Origin of the sequence: Winogradskyella sp. MIT101101 (genome assembly GCF_047126865.1) — a bacterium.
GTDB classification, from domain to species: Bacteria; Bacteroidota; Bacteroidia; order Flavobacteriales; family Flavobacteriaceae; genus Winogradskyella; species Winogradskyella ouciana.
In genome coordinates this window covers 2,064,737-2,081,872 of the sequence record NZ_CP138982.1, presented here as the reverse complement: position 1 = coordinate 2,081,872, position 17,136 = coordinate 2,064,737, and the positions used below count along the sequence as shown (strand labels likewise).

Below are 17,136 nucleotides of genomic sequence, written 5' to 3'. Positions count from 1 at the left end.
GGCTATTTAATTTTTGAAGCCATTATTAATGCGTTGTAAGCATTGGCTATTTTTCCAGATGAAGACAGCTCAACAAATGGTTTAACGTTTGAAGCATCTCCACCGACCACAACCTTTGTTGTTAATGGCAAGCCAGAATCTAAAATCACTTGCTTAACTTGTGCGGCGGTTAAATTTGGATATTGAGAACGGATTAAGGCGGCAATGCCAGCTACACCTGGTGCAGCCATTGAAGTTCCTCCGTTAAAGTCGTATTCGTTTTCTGGCATTGTAGAGTAAATTGCAGAACCTGGAGCAAAAACATCCACGTTCTTCTTACCATAGTTTGAAAAGCCCGAAACCAATTTAGAACCATATTTTTCAGTCAATGAGCCCACTCTGATGTAAGTATCTGAAACCTCGACATAGTCAACGTTATCATCTGGGAAATTAGGCTCAATATCTACATCCTTACTATCATTACCAGCAGCATGTACAAACACCACATCGTTATCAGAGGCATATTTAATGGCTTCTCTTACCCAGTCTGCATGTGGTGAAAATGACTTTCCAAAACTACCATTAATGACTTTTGCACCATTGTCAACCGCATAACGGATGGCAAGAGCAACATCCTTATCGTACTCGTCTCCGTTAGGCACAGTTCTTAAAGCCATTATTTCTACATTGTTTGCTACACCGTTGGCACCCTTCCCATTGTTTCGTTCTGCAGCAATTATACCAGCTACATGCGTACCGTGAGACTCTGATTTTTTTACTGGCTTTACATTACTGTTACCGTAGCCAATATCAGATAAATCGTTGATATCATCATTCGTGGTTCTGCCTTTAAAATCTTTGTTTAGATTATAGTTTAAACGCTCATTAACCTGCTCTTGAATACCTTTTAATTCCTTTTGAGCTTCTTGTAAGGTTAAACCGTTGGCGTTTATATTTTGTGCTATTTGTTTCGCTTGTTGTACGTCTTGTTCTTCAGAAGAAATAGCATTGACCTCTTCCATAGTGTAATTTTCTTTATTAAGATGTTTTGCTAAAGTTTCATGAGCATTATTAACAGCTTGTGCAATTTGATCGTACTGTGTTTTTCTGGCTGTCCAAGTTTGGTATTCAGACTCATAGGTGGTTTTAGCTTCTTCATAACGTGGATGTGATGTATCTCCGCTCGCTAAAATTCTAACATATTCCAATTGTTCATTGTAAGCATCACCAAGAAAATTCCAACCATGGATATCATCTACATAGCCGTTGTTGTCATCGTCTTTACCATTATTGGGGATTTCATCCTCATTCGTCCAAATAACATCATCCAAATCTTCATGGTCAATATCAATACCAGAATCAATAACGGCAACAATCACTTTCTTACCTTTCTTACCTTTTATTATTTCTTCATAAGCTCTATCAACCGCCATTCCCGGAATGGTATCTCTTACAAGATCTAAATGTCCCCAGTTTTTCTTTTCAGCTTCTGTAAGTTCAGTAACTTTTAGAGGAGATGTATCAATATTTTCAACGGGAGTTGAGAGAATATCAGCTGTTCCTCCACAACCCACCATAAGCGTTGCTGTTATACCTAAATATAAAATAGGTCTGTAATTAAATTTCATTTGTGTTTATATATTAGTTTATTTAAAATAATTCGTTGCAAGTAAAAGTTTCATTGAGTCGCACCCCTTTTTCTGAGTGCTTTACGGTAATGATTTCGTTGTGAGCATCGTGCTCTAAAAATAGATAAAAATTTTGGTCTGCTGCCATATTCAAGAATAATTCTTTTTCGTCTAAAGTCAGCAAGGGTCTGGTGTCATAACCCATTACAAATGGTAAAGGTATGTGACCAGCGGTTGGAACCAAATCTGCCATAAAACAAATGGTTTTTCCTTTATAGTTAATCATTGGAATCATTTGCTTGTCGGTATGGCCATTGGCGTAAAATATATCAAAACCGAGCTCAGAATTCTGCAAGATATGATGATTAGGGATTGAGGTAAATTTTAATTGCCCACTTTCTTCCATTGGCAAAATATTTTCTCTTAAAAAAGATGCTTTTTCCCTCTGGTTGGGTTTTGTTGCCCATTGCCAATGGTCAGCATTACTCCAAAAGTGCGCATTTTTAAAAGCCGGTTCGTAACCTGTTTTGTCCTTGTTCCATTGTATACTACCGCCACAGTGGTCAAAATGTAAATGCGTCATAAAAACATCAGTAACATCATCCTTATGGAAACCATATTTAGCCAAAGACTTATCAATACTATCATCTCCCCAAAGGAAATAATAACCATAAAATTTGTCACTTTGTTTATTGCCCATGCCAGTATCAATTAAAATCAATCGATCTCCATCTTCAATAAGCAAACAACGTGCCGCAATATCTATCATATTATTGGTGTCCGCAGGGTTTGTTCTGGTCCACAACGATTTTGGAACCACACCAAACATAGCACCACCATCAAGCTTAAAGTTACCTGCATTAATAGGGTATAGTTGCATTAAAAAGTCAATTTTTAGTGAAGTGCAAATTACTAAAAGCACCAATACTAAAAGGTTTAGACGCAAATAATTGATTGTTTTTTAACATTTTTGAGGCTAATTGCATTTTCATTCGCATTAAAATTAATTACATTTATATAATGCAAAACGTATAATGATGAAGCCAAAAGTGAAATCCCCTGTTAAGATAAAAAAGATGAAACTATTAAGGTTCGGTAGGGATTTTGAACCAGACCAACAGGTTATTCTTAGAGATTATTTGGCAATAGAGCGCACACGTTTAGCGAATGAACGCACACTATTGTCTTACATAAGATCTTCATTATATCTGCTCCTTGGTGGCATAGCTTTTTTTCAACTTAAAGAGTTCCCAAATTTTAAATATTTGGCCATATTGTCACTGGTCTTTAGCCTTATCTTTTTTATCATTGGTATATATAGGTTTACACTTTTAAAAAAGAGTTTAAAACGCCTTTATTATAAATCAGAAGAGATAGAAGAGGAGAACGACTAAAATTTAAGACATATTGAGTGTAGAATTAATCATCACGTTTGCCATTATTGTTGTTGGCGTATTCCTATTTGTTAGGGATTACTTTTCTATTGACACTACTTCGATATTAATAATGGCCATGTTTATTGTCTCTGGAGTTTTGAATCCTGAAGAGGGTTTTTCTGGGTTTAATCATCCGGCTACAATAACCCTTGGTTGCATCTTTGTAGTTAGTGGTGGTGTTTTTAGTTCAGGTATTTTAGATGGTTTAAGCCATAGAATTATTAAACTGGCAAAGATCCATTACAGTATAGCTCTAATTGTATTTTGTACCATTTCAGGATTATTTTCTGCATTTATTAACGATACCGCAGTAGTAGCTTTACTACTGCCTATTGCATTAACGGTCTGCAGGGAAACCAAGATTGCCCCAAGCCGATTATTGATGCCCATTTCTTTTGCCGCACTATTTGGCGGAACCTGTACACTAATAGGTACATCTACAAATATTTTGGTTAGCAGCTACGCAAAAAAGTATGGAGTTGAAGAGTTTGGGATGTTTGAGTTTAGCGGAGCGGCTTTTTGTTTACTTATTGTAGGCTTTGTGTATATGTTTATAATTGGGCCAATTTTGTTACCAAAAAACAGAGGTGCGGATGATGAATTTACCAAAAAAGCCGAAACTTATATTACAGAATTGTATGTTGAAGACAATTGTGAAGACATCAATAAATCCTTAGGCAATTCGCAATTGGTTAAGGATTTTAATGTAAACATCCTTTCCATTCTAAGAAATGGTGTACTGAAGCATACTTTTGGACTCGACACAAGAATTATGGAAGGTGACATACTTAAAATTTTGGCGCCACCACAGACGCTCAGCAGGCTTTTAGATTTTGAGGGCTACAGTATTAAAGGCAATAAACGTATGAAAAAAGCCGAGGATAAGTACAAATCTTTTAACCTTTACGAAGTCATCATCCCTTATGGATCTGGTTTATCAAACAGCACATTAAAAGAATCTAATTTTAGAAGGCAGTACAATTCATCAGTAATTGCCATACGACAGCGTGGTGATGAAATTTACGATAAGCTGACACGCGTAATCCTGAAAGAAGGTGATATGCTTATTATATTGGGACAAGCTGAAGACATCAATAATCTCGAATCGCAAAACCTTGTTGTAAAACTTTCGGAATACGCAAAAAAGAAAACAAACCTTAAAAAGGCAATCCCAGCGGTTCTAATAGGTGTTGGAGTAGTCTTAGCAGCTTCACTAAATCTTACGTCCATATTGATAAGCGCTATGGTTGGAGCATTGTTAATGGTGATTTTGGGCATACTAAAACCTATAGACGCCTATAAAGCAGTAGAGTGGAAAGTGATTTTTATGATGGCTGGCGTCTTATCGATGGGTACGGCATTGGAAAAAACAGGAGGCGCTGAACTTATTGCGAATTTTATTCAAGAAAGTCTGGGTCAGTATAGTGCGCAAATAACACTAAGTCTAATCTATCTTGCTACATTTATTTCTACCAATCTTATTTCTAGTAAGGCTACAGCCGCACTAATGACTCCCATTGTTATAAGTCTATCACAGGTAATGCAAGTGAGTGAACGACCATTTTTGGTTGCTGTAATGTTTGCTTGTTCATTAACATTTATGACACCAATGAGTTATCCAACCAACACCATGGTCTATGCCCCTGGAAATTATAAGTTTAATGATTTTTTAAAAATGGGGACGCCATTAAACTTGTTGATTTGGTTGGCAGCCTCTTTTGTAATTCCTTATTTCTTTCCATTCTGAGTTATTGGTGATTAGCTGAAAAAGCCTTTCAAATTATATTTATTTAGTATTTTCACCAAAAAGTAAATTTATGTTAGAGTTAGCAGGAATCATCATACTAGGCATACTCGCACAATGGGTAGCTTGGAAGTTTAAAATACCAGCAATATTACCTTTGATATTAATTGGGTTGTTAGTTGGCCCAATAGCCGCAGAGTTTTTTAGTTCAGATGGGGTTACAAAATTAATTGATCCAATTTGGATTGAACCACAGTTAGATAATTATGGTAACCCTGTCTTAGATGAAGAAGGGGAACCTATAATGGGCAGAGGTCTTTTTCCTGGAGAAAGTCTTTTTTATTTTGTGTCGCTTGCTATTGGTATTATTCTCTTTGAAGGAGGGTTAACCTTAAAGAAAGGCGAAATTAAAAATGTAGGACCCGTCATTACCAAACTTATTACCATTGGATCTTTAGTTACATTTTTTGGAGGAGCTATAGCTGCTTACTATATTTTTAATTTAAGCTGGAAAATGGCATTTTTATTTGCGGCACTGATAATTGTCACAGGCCCAACGGTTATTACCCCAATTCTAAGGAATATCCCCTTAAAAAAGGATGTCTCTGCTGTTTTAAAGTGGGAAGGTATATTAATAGACCCTATAGGAGCCTTGGTTGCTGTATTAGTATTTGAGTTTATTAGTGTCGATGCCGGTGGGGAATTTACCAAAACCGCTTTAATTGAATTTGGAAAAATTGTTCTATTTGGGTTTACATTCGGTTTCACATTTGCGCACACGCTCAATTTTATTTTAAACCGAAAATGGGTACCACATTATTTAATGAACGTCTTTACTTTAGCTGTAGTTCTTGGATTATTTGTATTATCAGATGCCTTTGCTCACGAATCTGGGCTTTTAGCGGTTGTCGTAATGGGAATGGTTATGGGAAATTCAAACTCTCCTTATTTGAAAGATATCTTGTATTTTAAGGAGTCTTTAAGCGTTCTACTAATCTCCATATTATTTATATTATTAGCGGCGAACATAAACTTTGAGGAGTTAATGCTTATTTATAATTGGAATACTGTAGCTCTTTTTGCGATAATTGTATTTTTAATTAGACCTATTGGAGTGTTTTTGAGCACTTATGATTCTAACCTAAAGCTTAACGAAAAATTATTTATTAGCTGGGTTGGACCGCGTGGTATCGTTGCGGCTGGTATTGCTTCTCTTTTTGGTTTAAAACTAGCAAGTAAAGGTGTTGCGGGAGCAGAATACATTACGCCACTAGTTTTTGTTATAGTTCTAGGTACTGTTTTATTGAATGCAACTACAGCAAGGTTATTTGCAAGATTAGTGGGTGTATTTCTTGTTAAATCTGACGGGATTTTAATTGTGGGCGCATCTAAAGTTTCTCGTTTGTTAGGGCATTACCTCGAATCAAACGGAAGACATGTAGTACTTATAGACAGTAATCAAAGCAATATTGCAAAAGCAAAAGAATTAGATTTGGAGGCAATTAATACTAATATTTATTCTGATACACTTTTGGATAACATAGAGTTAAATGATGTAGGTTATTTAATGGCAATGACAGGAAGCTCTGACATAAACCGATATGCAATTAGCAAGTTTAGCAAACAGTTCGGTGAAAACGGTTCTTTTAGATTGGTATCCCCAGAGGAAATGAGCGACCCAAAAAACAATCCTAAAGAAGGACTATTTTCCCATACCGATGATTACAATAATTTAACAGATGTCACAAGAAAATACCCATCCATTCAAGAGATAGAGATAGAGGACAAATCACATTACGATAGCTTAATTGATATTACTAACAAGGACAAGGATATCATTCCTTTATTTATAAAAGACAATGAGGACGAGCTCCACATTTTATCCTCCGACAGCATAGAATTTGAAGATATTAGCAAAGGTTGTAAACTTGTCTATTTAGGAAAGCCTTTTGATGTTGAAGAAGTTGCGGTTGAAGATGATTAAAATACAGGGAGGGCTTTTTCTAAAATCCCTCCCTGTATTGAATGATTAAAGGTTAGAGTTAATTTTTTCCGAGGTTAAATAATAACGACAGAGTAAATATGTTGTTCTTGTTTATCAAGAAATTTGTAAAGTCATTTTTAAACTCTCCACCACTTTCGGGTTTAAATGTCCAACGATTATGAGCAACAAGGTTGGTGTGCAGCGCTAAAGACCAATTTGTAGATAGCATCAGCTGAAAACCAACCACAACGGCAAGTGTGATCCGCGTAATATCAGTTGTAAAACTGTCAAACTTTTCGTTACCAAACCCATAACCTCCAAGTAAGCCATAAATTAAACGAATTTCATTAAACTGAGATATGGCTTGAAACATGAGTAAACTTACTTGTAAACCTACTAAGCTTTGTGTTCGGTCTCCAATGCTTAAGCCATCGTATTTTAAACCGAGAGAAGCAAAAAGCGCAGAACGCTGAAACAACTTTAATCTGTAATAATAAGCAGCTTGTAAACACCATAAGGTTTCATCGTCACCAAACCCTACACCAGCTCCAATGGCCAACATTTGCATTGCAAACACAATATCTTCTGGATTGACTTGCTCATTTATTGCCTTGCTCAGCTCGGGTTTGTTTTCTAAGTAAGACTTAAAATCTTCAACAAGATAATCTGTTTCGAGATTGGTAAAATCTTCTGCTTTTATCTCTTTCTTTTCGAGATTGATGTCATTAAATAAGTCAGATTGGGCATTAAGTTGTATTAAAGAACACACTAAAAGCGCACTTAATACAAGAGAAAATTTAGTTTTCATAATATGTGGGTTTTGGTTGTATTTAGTTTTTTATGATCTTTTTAATGATTTCTGAGCCATTCTCTAATTGAGCTTTTACGATATAAATTCCAGCGTTTAAACCCTTTATTGAAAATATATTAGACTGTGCGGTTAAAACTAACCGTCCATTAATGTCGTAAACTGTTGCAGAATGGATGTTTTTGTTTGAGAAAGATACCTTGTCTTTTGAAGGGTTGGGAAATAAAGTGGTTTCATTTTCACTTAATTCTACGTCATTATCACTCAGGGTAAATTGGGAAATATCAATTCCGGACTTAACCAATAGACCATAGTTTGTTAATAATGCTATAAGAAGCTCACTATCGCTATACTGAATCATGCTTATTTTGCGTATAAAAATATCTGGAGGGGGATTATTAAATTGGGCTTGTTGTATTTCGTTATTCTGATTTGAGAATGAGTTGAAGGATCTTTCGGGATCAGTGTTAATCCCTCGATATTGATTAACCCTGAGTTGTGTACGATCTCCAACAAAGACTAGTAATGCATATACAATATGGGTCGCTTCATCATCAGTAATTTCCACATCTACCACACCCATAAACTCATCATCCATTCCATCTTCATCTAAATCTAAAGTTACATCCGTTATAATCGGATTTCCACCAGAATCTTCAGACCGAGACTGAAGAGTTGTTTCATCATTAATAAATACTGACTCTTCATCATCACCTATTGCTACTGAGACTGCAATTATTAAACAATCGAATAGTGGATATAATGGGTGGTTTTCTTCCCAAATGGTCAGTGGAGAGTCATTCAAAGAATCACTCCAAGAATTTTTTTCTCGTTTCACCTCACCAGATGCATCAGTTTTTACACCAACTGTAATTACTTCATCATTGACAACATCTAAGACAGTACCAAATCTGACATCTTGTGTTATATCTCTATCATTAGTGAAAATTTCCTCAGAAGGAGAACAATTGCCCAATTGTGTATTACATTGGGTTTTATAAACACGATAATTAAACGACCCATCAAAACCTTTATGAATTAAATTAATAATACCATCATCAGAATGATAAGCACCTGCTTTTTTAGTTATAAAAGCAGAATGATTAGCAATGTTATGGTCAAATTCTGTGATGACATTATTGCCATCTATAAAATTCCAACCGGTATTATTCTCTGTTATAAAATAATCGTTGTCTGAAACAATACTCCAGTTGTTTTCAGTAGTATCAAGGTTGCTAAAGCCTAAATAATTATTTCCAACACCAAGCTCAAACTCAAGCATATGAACCTTGTCTGATCTGATGACACCAATATCTATATTACCAGATGGATTTTGTCTAAGAGCAAAGTCACCTATTGTGTTGGTGTTTATAGCTCTCGGAACACCTATGTAATCGATATCTAATGACATACAAAAATTACCAGGATTAAAATGTATAAACTTACCAGGGTCTGAGAAATCAGTTGGTGCCACAAACATTTCACCATTACTATCATAAGCACAAGCACTCAGCGCATTTTCGTTTAAACAGTTAAGGCCGTCTTCCCTATAGTTTGTCCATGAGCAAGAATCAAAATCAACAATACTCAATCCAAAGTTGCTTGCACTGTTTAGTCGAGAATTTCTAACCAATAGCTCACCGTTTATTGGATTAATATTTATGTCGAAAACAGGAATAGGTGTACCGTCATTGCAAGATGTAAAACTTCCGCTAGTATCTAATTTATCAATCCCTTGGTAATTGCCTATGTAAAGATTATCTGAAGAATCAAAGCATAGCGAGGTTAAGAAATTTTGAAACAAATCAGAATTAGAGGTCGTATAATTAGTCCAAGTGTCTGTAGTTTTATCCAATTCCCACAATCCATTGTTGTCTCCTGCAAAATAAGCTTTTGCACCATCACTGTTTTCTACAATGTCCTGAGGTCTAAACGAAGTAACCATTTCGGTTTCAAAACTACCATTGTTAAATTTTTGATATCCGAGAGCATCTTCTTTATAAATATATAGTGATCCATCTTTTGCATAATCCACCTTTGGTGAGATAAATTGACTTGTAGACTCGCCAATAGTTAAGTCAGAGGTTGCGTAACTATAAACAGTTACGGCTGACCCATTATATATAGCTATTCCATCTTTTAGTGCAAGAGCTATGTCATTACTAGTTGGGTCTAAAGCGATATCTTTTACATTGCCAATGGCTGGGTTTTGAGAAGTGAGATTTAGATAATCCACCACCATATCGGTGCTGGTGTTGTATTTGATATAACCAATATCGGTAGCAAGATGAAGTTCATCAGCATTTACATCGTCTGGTAAAATTTTCGTGATTTCAGATGCTTTTGTAAAAAGGTGCCATCCATCGGTTTGTGCAAAAGCGTTAATGGCATAAAAAAATGCCAAAAGCACAAGTATTTTTGTTTTCATAATGCATGGTTTTAAATTGATAGAGTAAAACTAAGCGGAGAACACCCCTTAAGGCAATACCAGAGTTCAGGTATATTTGATTTCTTAAAAAACGAAGAGGTCTTACGTGTGCAAAACCTCTTCTCTCAAGATAATAGTGATCAATTTAAAACATACATCTTGATGGTTTTTACCAAGAGATTATTGAATTAATAGCAAATTATTTCGAACGGTAAAGCTAATCTTGAAAATGAATAAATTCAATACCAGAATTCAGGTAGATTCTAAATTAGGAATTGTAATAATTATAGAAGTGCCTTTGTTTTTTGTTGAATCAATTTCTAAAGTCCCACCAATTTGCTGGATTCTAGATTTCATATTTTTAAGACCTAGACCAATATTTCTATTACTTGTACTAAAGCCTTTTCCATCATCCTCTATACTAATGCTTGCATACATATCATGCCCAACCAGCTGTATATCTACATGTTTGGCATTAGCGTGTTTAATAATATTATTGATTGCCTCTTGAAGCACACGATATAGTTGGGTTTCTACATTTTCATCAAGTTGTGTGGGAAAATTATAACTGTTAAAATCGATATTCAAGGAAGTTTGCTCTGATAGTCGTTTTGACAAATCTGAAGCAGCATTTTCGAACCCGATAAAATTTAAATGTGAGGGAGATATGTCGTGCGAAAGATTTCTTACGTCATTGCATAAGCTATCAATAGCTTCACTTACAGCACCATCTTTAAATTTATCAGAGACAAAACGCTTAAGGTAACCCAATTGACTGCCAATATTGTCGTGTAGTTCTTTGCTTATTCGCTTTCGTTCTTTGTCTTCCCCTTTTATAAAGGCGTTTAGGCTTTTCTTTTCTTCAACTATGAGCTTTTCTGATAGTGAATTGCGCTCATCATAAATATCCTTTACCATAAAAATCACAGTGAAGGTTAAGAAAATGATCTCTAAAAATGAGGAATAAAAAACAACAGGTAATCCGTAAATCATAGTATTAATAATACCGTAACTATGATAAAGAATGGTAACACATACACCCACTATCATAAACAAATAAGCAAACGCAAAAAGAGAGGATCGTTTAAAATTAGTTTTAAAATAGAGTACGATTTCTATAGCAACCAGCACCACCATTACTATAAAAACTGCATACCATAAGTTCATGAATATTGAAATATATGCTTCAAAAATATCTGTAAAAACAAAGTGTATTAATAGCCTAATAGAGACAAGTACAATCAACAGAATGTCTATTGCTTTTTTCAACTTGGGCATGTGGGTTTTTGCTTCAAGAATTTTTTGTGAAAAGACCACAAATAATAACATTGATATTTCACTAAACAGCACATAATGTGTGTATTTGTTGAAAAAACTTGAAGCGTCTAGAAAGAGCTGTGAAAACAAACCCGTGTAAGAACTAATAAACAAACCAAGAAAAATAATGTAAAGTGCGTAGATAAGATAACTCCCTTTTCTTAAAATAAAGAACACAAACAAACTGAATAGAATAGACAAAATACTAATGCCGAAATAGATGCCAATTACGGTTTGCTGAATTGAATTTTGCCTATTAAAAGCCTGAAAACTTTTTAAATAAACTGAAGTCACCAAGGGCTTGCCTTCTTCTTTTTTCAACTTTATTTGATAAGTGGCAGCTTCATGGGGATTTAGTTTTATTTGGAACGCAAAAAGCCTATGCTTCAAAGGCTTTTGGGAGGTAGGATAATCAATACCGGTTTTTTTAACCGTTTGAAATCTCTCATTGTCTTTCTTCAACAAAACAACTTCACTAATCAGCGCATTAGAAAACTCCAGCACCAAATCTTTATTAACGCTTTCTGTATTTTTTATGTGGAACCCAATAGTGTTGTATTCGTTTTTAAAACCGAAATAAAAAAATTCTCGGTGAGTAATAGATGCTGAACTATTTATTTTTGAAAATGCTTTTATATTCGTTTTTTCAAAATTTGAACCCACAAAAAGAGTATCAACATTTTGAGCGTCTAAATTGAAAAAAGACGCAAAACTCAAAAACAGAAGACTTAAAACCAGCCTATGTAAACAAGTTATTATCATTTACGAAGGTTATTAAGTCAATAGAATTATGAATATTTAGTTTTTTAAATATGTTTTTTTTATGTGTCTCAACAGTATAGGGGCTAATATATAGAGACTCGGCAATTTGTGGAACATTATATCCTTTTACCAATTCTGCAATGATTTCTTTTTCCCTTCTGGTAAGCTTTATTTTTTCTGTGAAACCATCGGATTCTTCAATGGAGTTGTTCACTCCTTTGCCAACATAGAATGTTTTCTTTTCGCTCACACTATCTAAAGCCCGAAGCAAATCATCTGAAGAACAGTTTTTTAATAAGAATCCATCACCCCCGCACTGTTTTACTTTTTTTACAATACTCTCCTTATTGTACATGGTAAGTATAACAACCTTAATTTCGGAGTTGTAAAGTTTCACCTCATTGAGAATATCTAGCCCATTTTTATTGGGAAGGTTTAAGTCTAGAAGTAGGATGTCAGGATTATCATTTTTGACTTTAGATAGAACATCTTTGCCATCTTTTACATAGCCCAAAACATTGAAATCCTTTTGATTTTTGAAAATAGAAACAAGACCATCAATTACAATTTGATGATCTTCACAGATGAGTATGTTTTTTGGCTGGTTTTCCATAGGACAAAAACCTACCAAACAAGATACTAAAAAAGAGGCTAAGAATTAGTCGTTTAACTTTAAAACAGCCATAAATGCTTGTTGAGGAATTTCTACATTACCCACTTGGCGCATACGCTTCTTACCTTTTTTCTGCTTTTCAAGGAGTTTACGTTTACGAGAAATATCACCACCATAACATTTAGCAGTAACATCTTTACGTAATGCCTTAACCGTTTCACGAGCAATGATTTTCGCACCAATTGCAGCTTGGATAGGAATATCGAACTGCTGTCTAGGAATTAACTCTTTTAATTTCTCGGTTATTTTTTTGCCAATAGTATAAGCATTATCAGCGTGTATCAATGCGGAAAGCGCATCTACGGTTTGGGCATTTAAAAGTATATCTACACGTACCAATTTAGATTCTCGCATTCCTATTGGAGCATAGTCAAATGATGCATATCCTTTTGAAACGGTTTTCAATCGATCATAAAAATCAAAAACAATCTCCGCCAAAGGCATATCAAAACTTAGCTCAACACGCTCTGTGGTCAAATACGTTTGGTTGGTAATTTGCCCACGCTTTTCAATACAAAGGCTCATCACAGGACCAACAAAGTCAGATTTTGTTATGATTGTGGCTTTAATATATGGTTCTTCAACACGATTTAATGTTGAAGGCTCTGGTAAATCAGAAGGGTTGTTTACGATGACAATCTCGTCAGGGTTTTTATTGGTAAAGGCGTGATAGCTTACGTTTGGTACGGTTGTAATAACCGTCATATCAAACTCACGCTCTAAACGCTCTTGTATGATTTCCAAATGCAACATACCTAAGAAACCACAACGGAAACCAAAGCCTAAAGCAGCAGAACTTTCTGGGGCAAAAACCAAAGATGCATCATTAAGCTGCAATTTTTCCATGGAAGTCCTAAGCTCTTCGTAGTCTTCGGTATCAACAGGGTAGATACCAGCGAAAACCATAGGCTTTACATCCTCAAAACCAGAAATGGCGTTTTTGGTTGGCTCTTTAGAATCCGTAATGGTGTCACCAACTTTTACTTCACGCGCATCCTTAATTCCTGTAATCAGATACCCAACATCACCAGCTTTGATTTCTTGCTTTTTTACTTGGTTTAATTTTAAAGTTCCAACCTCGTCGGCATAATAACTTTTGCCTGTGTTAATGAATTTAATGTGCTGCCCCTTCTTAATTGAGCCGTTTATTACTCTAAAGTAGGTTTCAACACCTCTAAAAGGATTATAAACAGAATCAAAAATCAAAGCCTGTAAGGGCTCATCAACATTACCTTTTGGAGCAGGAATCCGTTCAATAATAGCAGAAAGAATATCCTCTACACCAAGACCGGTTTTTCCACTGGCAGGAATCACCTCAGAAGGGTCACAACCTAAAAGATCAACGATATCGTCAGTTACTTCTTCAGGATTGGCACTTGGTAAATCTATTTTATTCAATACAGGAATAATTTCCAGATCATTCTCTAAAGCTAAATACAAATTAGAAATAGTTTGGGCCTGAATGCTTTGCGCAGCATCAACAATTAAAAGCGCTCCTTCACAAGCCGCAATAGAGCGAGATACCTCGTATGAAAAATCCACGTGACCAGGAGTGTCAATAAGATTCAACACATATTTTTCGCCATTATACTCATAATCCATCTGTATGGCGTGCGACTTTATGGTAATACCACGTTCGCGCTCTAAATCCATACTATCCAGTAACTGATCTTGTTTTTCTCTATCGGTAACAGAGCCTGTGGAATCCAATAAGCGGTCTGCTAGCGTACTTTTTCCGTGATCTATATGTGCAATAATGCAAAAATTGCGAATATTCTTCATCTCTCTTTTTCTAAGGGCGTTTTAAGACTGCAAATATAATCGATTTCTTGTGCATTACGCTATCCAAGGCTACATTAAACAGTTGATGAATTACGGAAAAACCATAATAAAAAGTAAAAAACAATCTTTATATTGCGATACAAACCTAACTAATGATTGCTCACCTACGAAATTATATTAGCACAATTCTTTTTGTGCTATCTTTAAGTGCCTTTGCTCAGGATTTTTCCCTTTCTGGAAAAGTGGTTGATGCTAACGGAAGTCCTATTGAATTTGCCAATGTTATTTTATCAGTTGAAAACGAAGATGAATTCTACAAGGGTACATCAACTGATGATAAAGGATATTTTATAATTGATAACCTAGATGCAACCACATATTTTGTTAGAATTAGTTTTATTGGACATGAAGAGTTCGCTCAGAAAGTTATACTCACCGGAAATTTAGATCTCAAAACCATTCAACTTAACGACTTACCAGAAAGCCTAGACGAGGTGACCGTTGTGGCCAAGCGCCCAACAATTACTAGAAAACCAGACCGATTAATTTTTAATGTCGAAAACACAGCGTTGACAGAGGGCTCAACTCTCGGAGTTTTAAAAAGTACTCCAGGCATCATTGTAAGCGAAGGAGGTATAAATATTAAAAGTGCACCAGCCGCCGTTTATATCAACAATCGTAAGGTGCAGTTAACTTCGGATGAACTCATTCAATTGCTTGAAAGCGCACCAGCAAACAGTATAAAATCTGTGGAGGTCATTACAAATCCACCTGCTAGCTACGATGCTGACAGTGGTTCGGTAATTAATATTATAATGAGCAAAAATCTGGTGACAGGTTACAGAGGAAGTATTCAAACCAATTTTACGCAAGGAGTATTTCCGAGGTATAATGCTGGGACAAGCCATTATTTTAAGAATGACAAAATCAACCTAAACTTAAATTATAGTTATACCAACCAAAAAATCAATAGAGACCAAGACAATAGAGTGAATTTTTTAGATGACTCTAATCAAATAGAAGAGATTTGGAAATCGAACGTCAATAGAAACACATGGTCTGAAACCCATAATCTCAATCTAAATTTTGATTATTATATTGATGAAAGAAATACATTAAGCTTAACGAGCACAGGTTTGTACACACCGTATTTTAAATATCAACTTAGAAACAATACTGATATATTTGATGCCAATAAAAACTTTGTGTCAAGTTTTACGGCAGACAACTTATCAAGGGACAATAAATATAATATTGGTACGAATTTAATTTTTAGACATGGTTTTAAGAATGATGCTAGCCTCACTTTTAACGTGCACCATACAGTTTATGATTATGAGCGCGACCAAAATGTGTTTCAAGATGAACCCGGAGTTGATGATGACTCAGAATTCAATACGCTAGCCAACCAAGACACACAAATTATTACTGGTAAAATGGACTATAATTTACCGATCAATGAAAGTTCTACTTTTGATCTTGGAGCGAAATACTCAAGTGTTAATACAGATAGCGACATTACAAGAACCGATATTATTAATGGTAATGAAGTGGTGAACATGGAGAATAGTGATGCGTTTAAGTATGATGAAAAAGTTTTCGCAGCCTATTCCAACTACAACAAATCTTGGGACAGTTGGGAGTTAAACTTAGGCTTGCGTGCAGAGCAAACTAATATTGAAGGAGAATCTTTAAGCTTAAGCGAAACCAACACGCAAGATTATTTAAATTGGTTTCCCAGCGTAAGTTTATTGCACACCATTTCTGATGATGTTAATATTTACTCTAGCTACAAAAGAAGCATAACGAGACCAAGTTATACGAACTTAAACCCTTTTACTTTCTTTTTAAATGAAAACACGGTGGTTTTGGGTAACCCTAATCTAGTACCGACTTACAGAGATCATTATAAAATAGGAACCAGTTTTTTAGAGCATTTTACAGTTGAGGCTTATTATATGAACTATGATGGTGATATTGTAGAGTTGCCAAGGCAGAACAACCAAACCAATATTGTTGCCTACACACCTGTGAATTTGGATAAAAAAATAGAGTATGGATTTGACTTTCTTTTTGATTACTACCCAACAAACACATGGAATCTCTACTTTGTTACATCGTTTTATAATATCTCTGAAGAATCTGATTTTGGTGAGGGTTTTGTGAAACAAGACCAATGGTCTAACTATAGCATATTGTACAACAATGTGTCATTTCTAGAAGACAGAAGTTTAAATGTGAGCTTAGTACTTACTTGGGCAGGAAAAAACTTGCAACAATTTCAAACGCTTAAAAATCGATTGGTTTCAGAGCTCAGTATCTCAAAGTCCATTCTGAATAAAAAGGGTATTATTTCCTTAGCAGTGGACGATATCTTTAACATGCAAGATTTTGACTCTTCTACAAATTATCTCAACCAGTCTAGTAGTAGCTTTGTTGATGTTGACACTAGGTTTGTTAAACTTGGTTTTCGTTATAACTTTGGTAATACAAAGCTAGAAACCAATGAACGCACCACAAGCGCAGAGGAGCGCGAGCGTTTAAAAGACTTAAACTGAAACATGCAATTTGTCATTCAGAGTGCCATGCTGAACT

11 protein-coding genes are annotated in these 17,136 nt (G+C 35.2%); 4 read left to right on the top strand and 7 right to left on the bottom strand.

The features are described 5' to 3' along the window. Window positions 1–2 precede the first annotated feature (2 nt). A complete protein-coding gene (locus tag SIB89_RS09355; protein ID WP_412559577.1) occupies window positions 3–1,607 on the bottom strand; it encodes a S8 family serine peptidase in 1,605 nt (534 codons plus the stop codon). Window positions 1,608–1,629: 22 nt separating this feature from the next. Next, complete coding sequence (locus tag SIB89_RS09350; RefSeq protein ID WP_273289066.1) at window positions 1,630–2,487, bottom strand: MBL fold metallo-hydrolase; 858 nt, start codon at window positions 2,485–2,487, stop codon at window positions 1,630–1,632. Between the two features lie 196 nt (window positions 2,488–2,683). On the opposite strand from SIB89_RS09350, the gene SIB89_RS09345 reads away from it, so the two are divergent. The 3 genes from SIB89_RS09345 to SIB89_RS09335 all read left to right on the top strand — a co-directional run bounded on the left by SIB89_RS09345 (window position 2,684) and on the right by SIB89_RS09335 (window position 6,771). Then, window positions 2,684–3,001, top strand: a complete 318-nt coding sequence (locus SIB89_RS09345) for a DUF202 domain-containing protein (protein ID WP_155089171.1) — start codon at window positions 2,684–2,686, stop codon at window positions 2,999–3,001. A gap of 13 nt (window positions 3,002–3,014) precedes the next feature. Further along, a complete protein-coding gene (locus tag SIB89_RS09340; RefSeq protein WP_412559576.1) occupies window positions 3,015–4,790 on the top strand; it encodes an SLC13 family permease in 1,776 nt (591 codons plus the stop codon). Between the two features lie 70 nt (window positions 4,791–4,860). Further along, complete coding sequence (locus tag SIB89_RS09335; RefSeq protein WP_412559575.1) at window positions 4,861–6,771, top strand: cation:proton antiporter; 1,911 nt, start codon at window positions 4,861–4,863, stop codon at window positions 6,769–6,771. 58 nt (window positions 6,772–6,829) lie between these two features. Here the strand turns inward: SIB89_RS09335 and SIB89_RS09330 are convergent, their stop codons facing one another. The 5 genes from SIB89_RS09330 to lepA form a co-directional block, all read right to left on the bottom strand. Then, window positions 6,830–7,579 carry a hypothetical protein gene (locus SIB89_RS09330; RefSeq protein ID WP_155089168.1) on the bottom strand — a complete coding sequence of 250 codons (750 nt, stop codon included), beginning with the start codon at window positions 7,577–7,579 and terminating at the stop codon, window positions 6,830–6,832. 22 nt (window positions 7,580–7,601) lie between these two features. Then, complete coding sequence (locus SIB89_RS09325; RefSeq protein ID WP_412559574.1) at window positions 7,602–10,007, bottom strand: T9SS type A sorting domain-containing protein; 2,406 nt, start codon at window positions 10,005–10,007, stop codon at window positions 7,602–7,604. Window positions 10,008–10,259: 252 nt separating this feature from the next. Next, complete coding sequence (locus SIB89_RS09320; RefSeq protein ID WP_412559573.1) at window positions 10,260–12,086, bottom strand: 7TM diverse intracellular signaling domain-containing protein; 1,827 nt, start codon at window positions 12,084–12,086, stop codon at window positions 10,260–10,262. Then, on the bottom strand, window positions 12,064–12,699 hold the full coding sequence (locus SIB89_RS09315; RefSeq protein ID WP_412559572.1) for a response regulator: 636 nt from the start codon (window positions 12,697–12,699) through the stop codon (window positions 12,064–12,066). Before SIB89_RS09315 ends, SIB89_RS09320 begins: the two co-directional genes overlap by 23 nt. A gap of 45 nt (window positions 12,700–12,744) precedes the next feature. Further along, complete coding sequence (gene lepA, locus SIB89_RS09310; RefSeq protein ID WP_155089165.1) at window positions 12,745–14,541, bottom strand: translation elongation factor 4; 1,797 nt, start codon at window positions 14,539–14,541, stop codon at window positions 12,745–12,747. A 152-nt stretch (window positions 14,542–14,693) separates the two neighbouring features. Here lepA and SIB89_RS09305 point away from each other — a divergent pair, with 152 nt between their 5' ends. Further along, complete coding sequence (locus tag SIB89_RS09305) at window positions 14,694–17,099, top strand: TonB-dependent receptor domain-containing protein (RefSeq protein ID WP_412559571.1); 2,406 nt, start codon at window positions 14,694–14,696, stop codon at window positions 17,097–17,099. Window positions 17,100–17,136: the final 37 nt, after the last annotated feature.

Bases quoted from the DNA above. Each gene is read 5' to 3' on its own strand.
- SIB89_RS09305 (WP_412559571.1), top strand. From the start codon at position 14,694: ATGATTGCTCACCTACGAAATTATATTAGCACAATTCTTTTTGTGCTA.
- SIB89_RS09345 (WP_155089171.1), top strand. From the start codon at position 2,684: ATGAAACTATTAAGGTTCGGTAGGGATTTTGAACCAGACCAACAGGTT.
- SIB89_RS09320 (WP_412559573.1), bottom strand. From the start codon at position 12,086: ATGATAATAACTTGTTTACATAGGCTGGTTTTAAGTCTTCTGTTTTTG.
- SIB89_RS09335 (WP_412559575.1), top strand. From the start codon at position 4,861: ATGTTAGAGTTAGCAGGAATCATCATACTAGGCATACTCGCACAATGG.
- SIB89_RS09325 (WP_412559574.1), bottom strand. From the start codon at position 10,007: ATGAAAACAAAAATACTTGTGCTTTTGGCATTTTTTTATGCCATTAAC.
- SIB89_RS09315 (WP_412559572.1), bottom strand. From the start codon at position 12,699: ATGGAAAACCAGCCAAAAAACATACTCATCTGTGAAGATCATCAAATT.
- lepA (WP_155089165.1), bottom strand. From the start codon at position 14,541: ATGAAGAATATTCGCAATTTTTGCATTATTGCACATATAGATCACGGA.
- SIB89_RS09355 (WP_412559577.1), bottom strand. From the start codon at position 1,607: ATGAAATTTAATTACAGACCTATTTTATATTTAGGTATAACAGCAACG.
- SIB89_RS09350 (WP_273289066.1), bottom strand. From the start codon at position 2,487: ATGCAACTATACCCTATTAATGCAGGTAACTTTAAGCTTGATGGTGGT.
- SIB89_RS09330 (WP_155089168.1), bottom strand. From the start codon at position 7,579: ATGAAAACTAAATTTTCTCTTGTATTAAGTGCGCTTTTAGTGTGTTCT.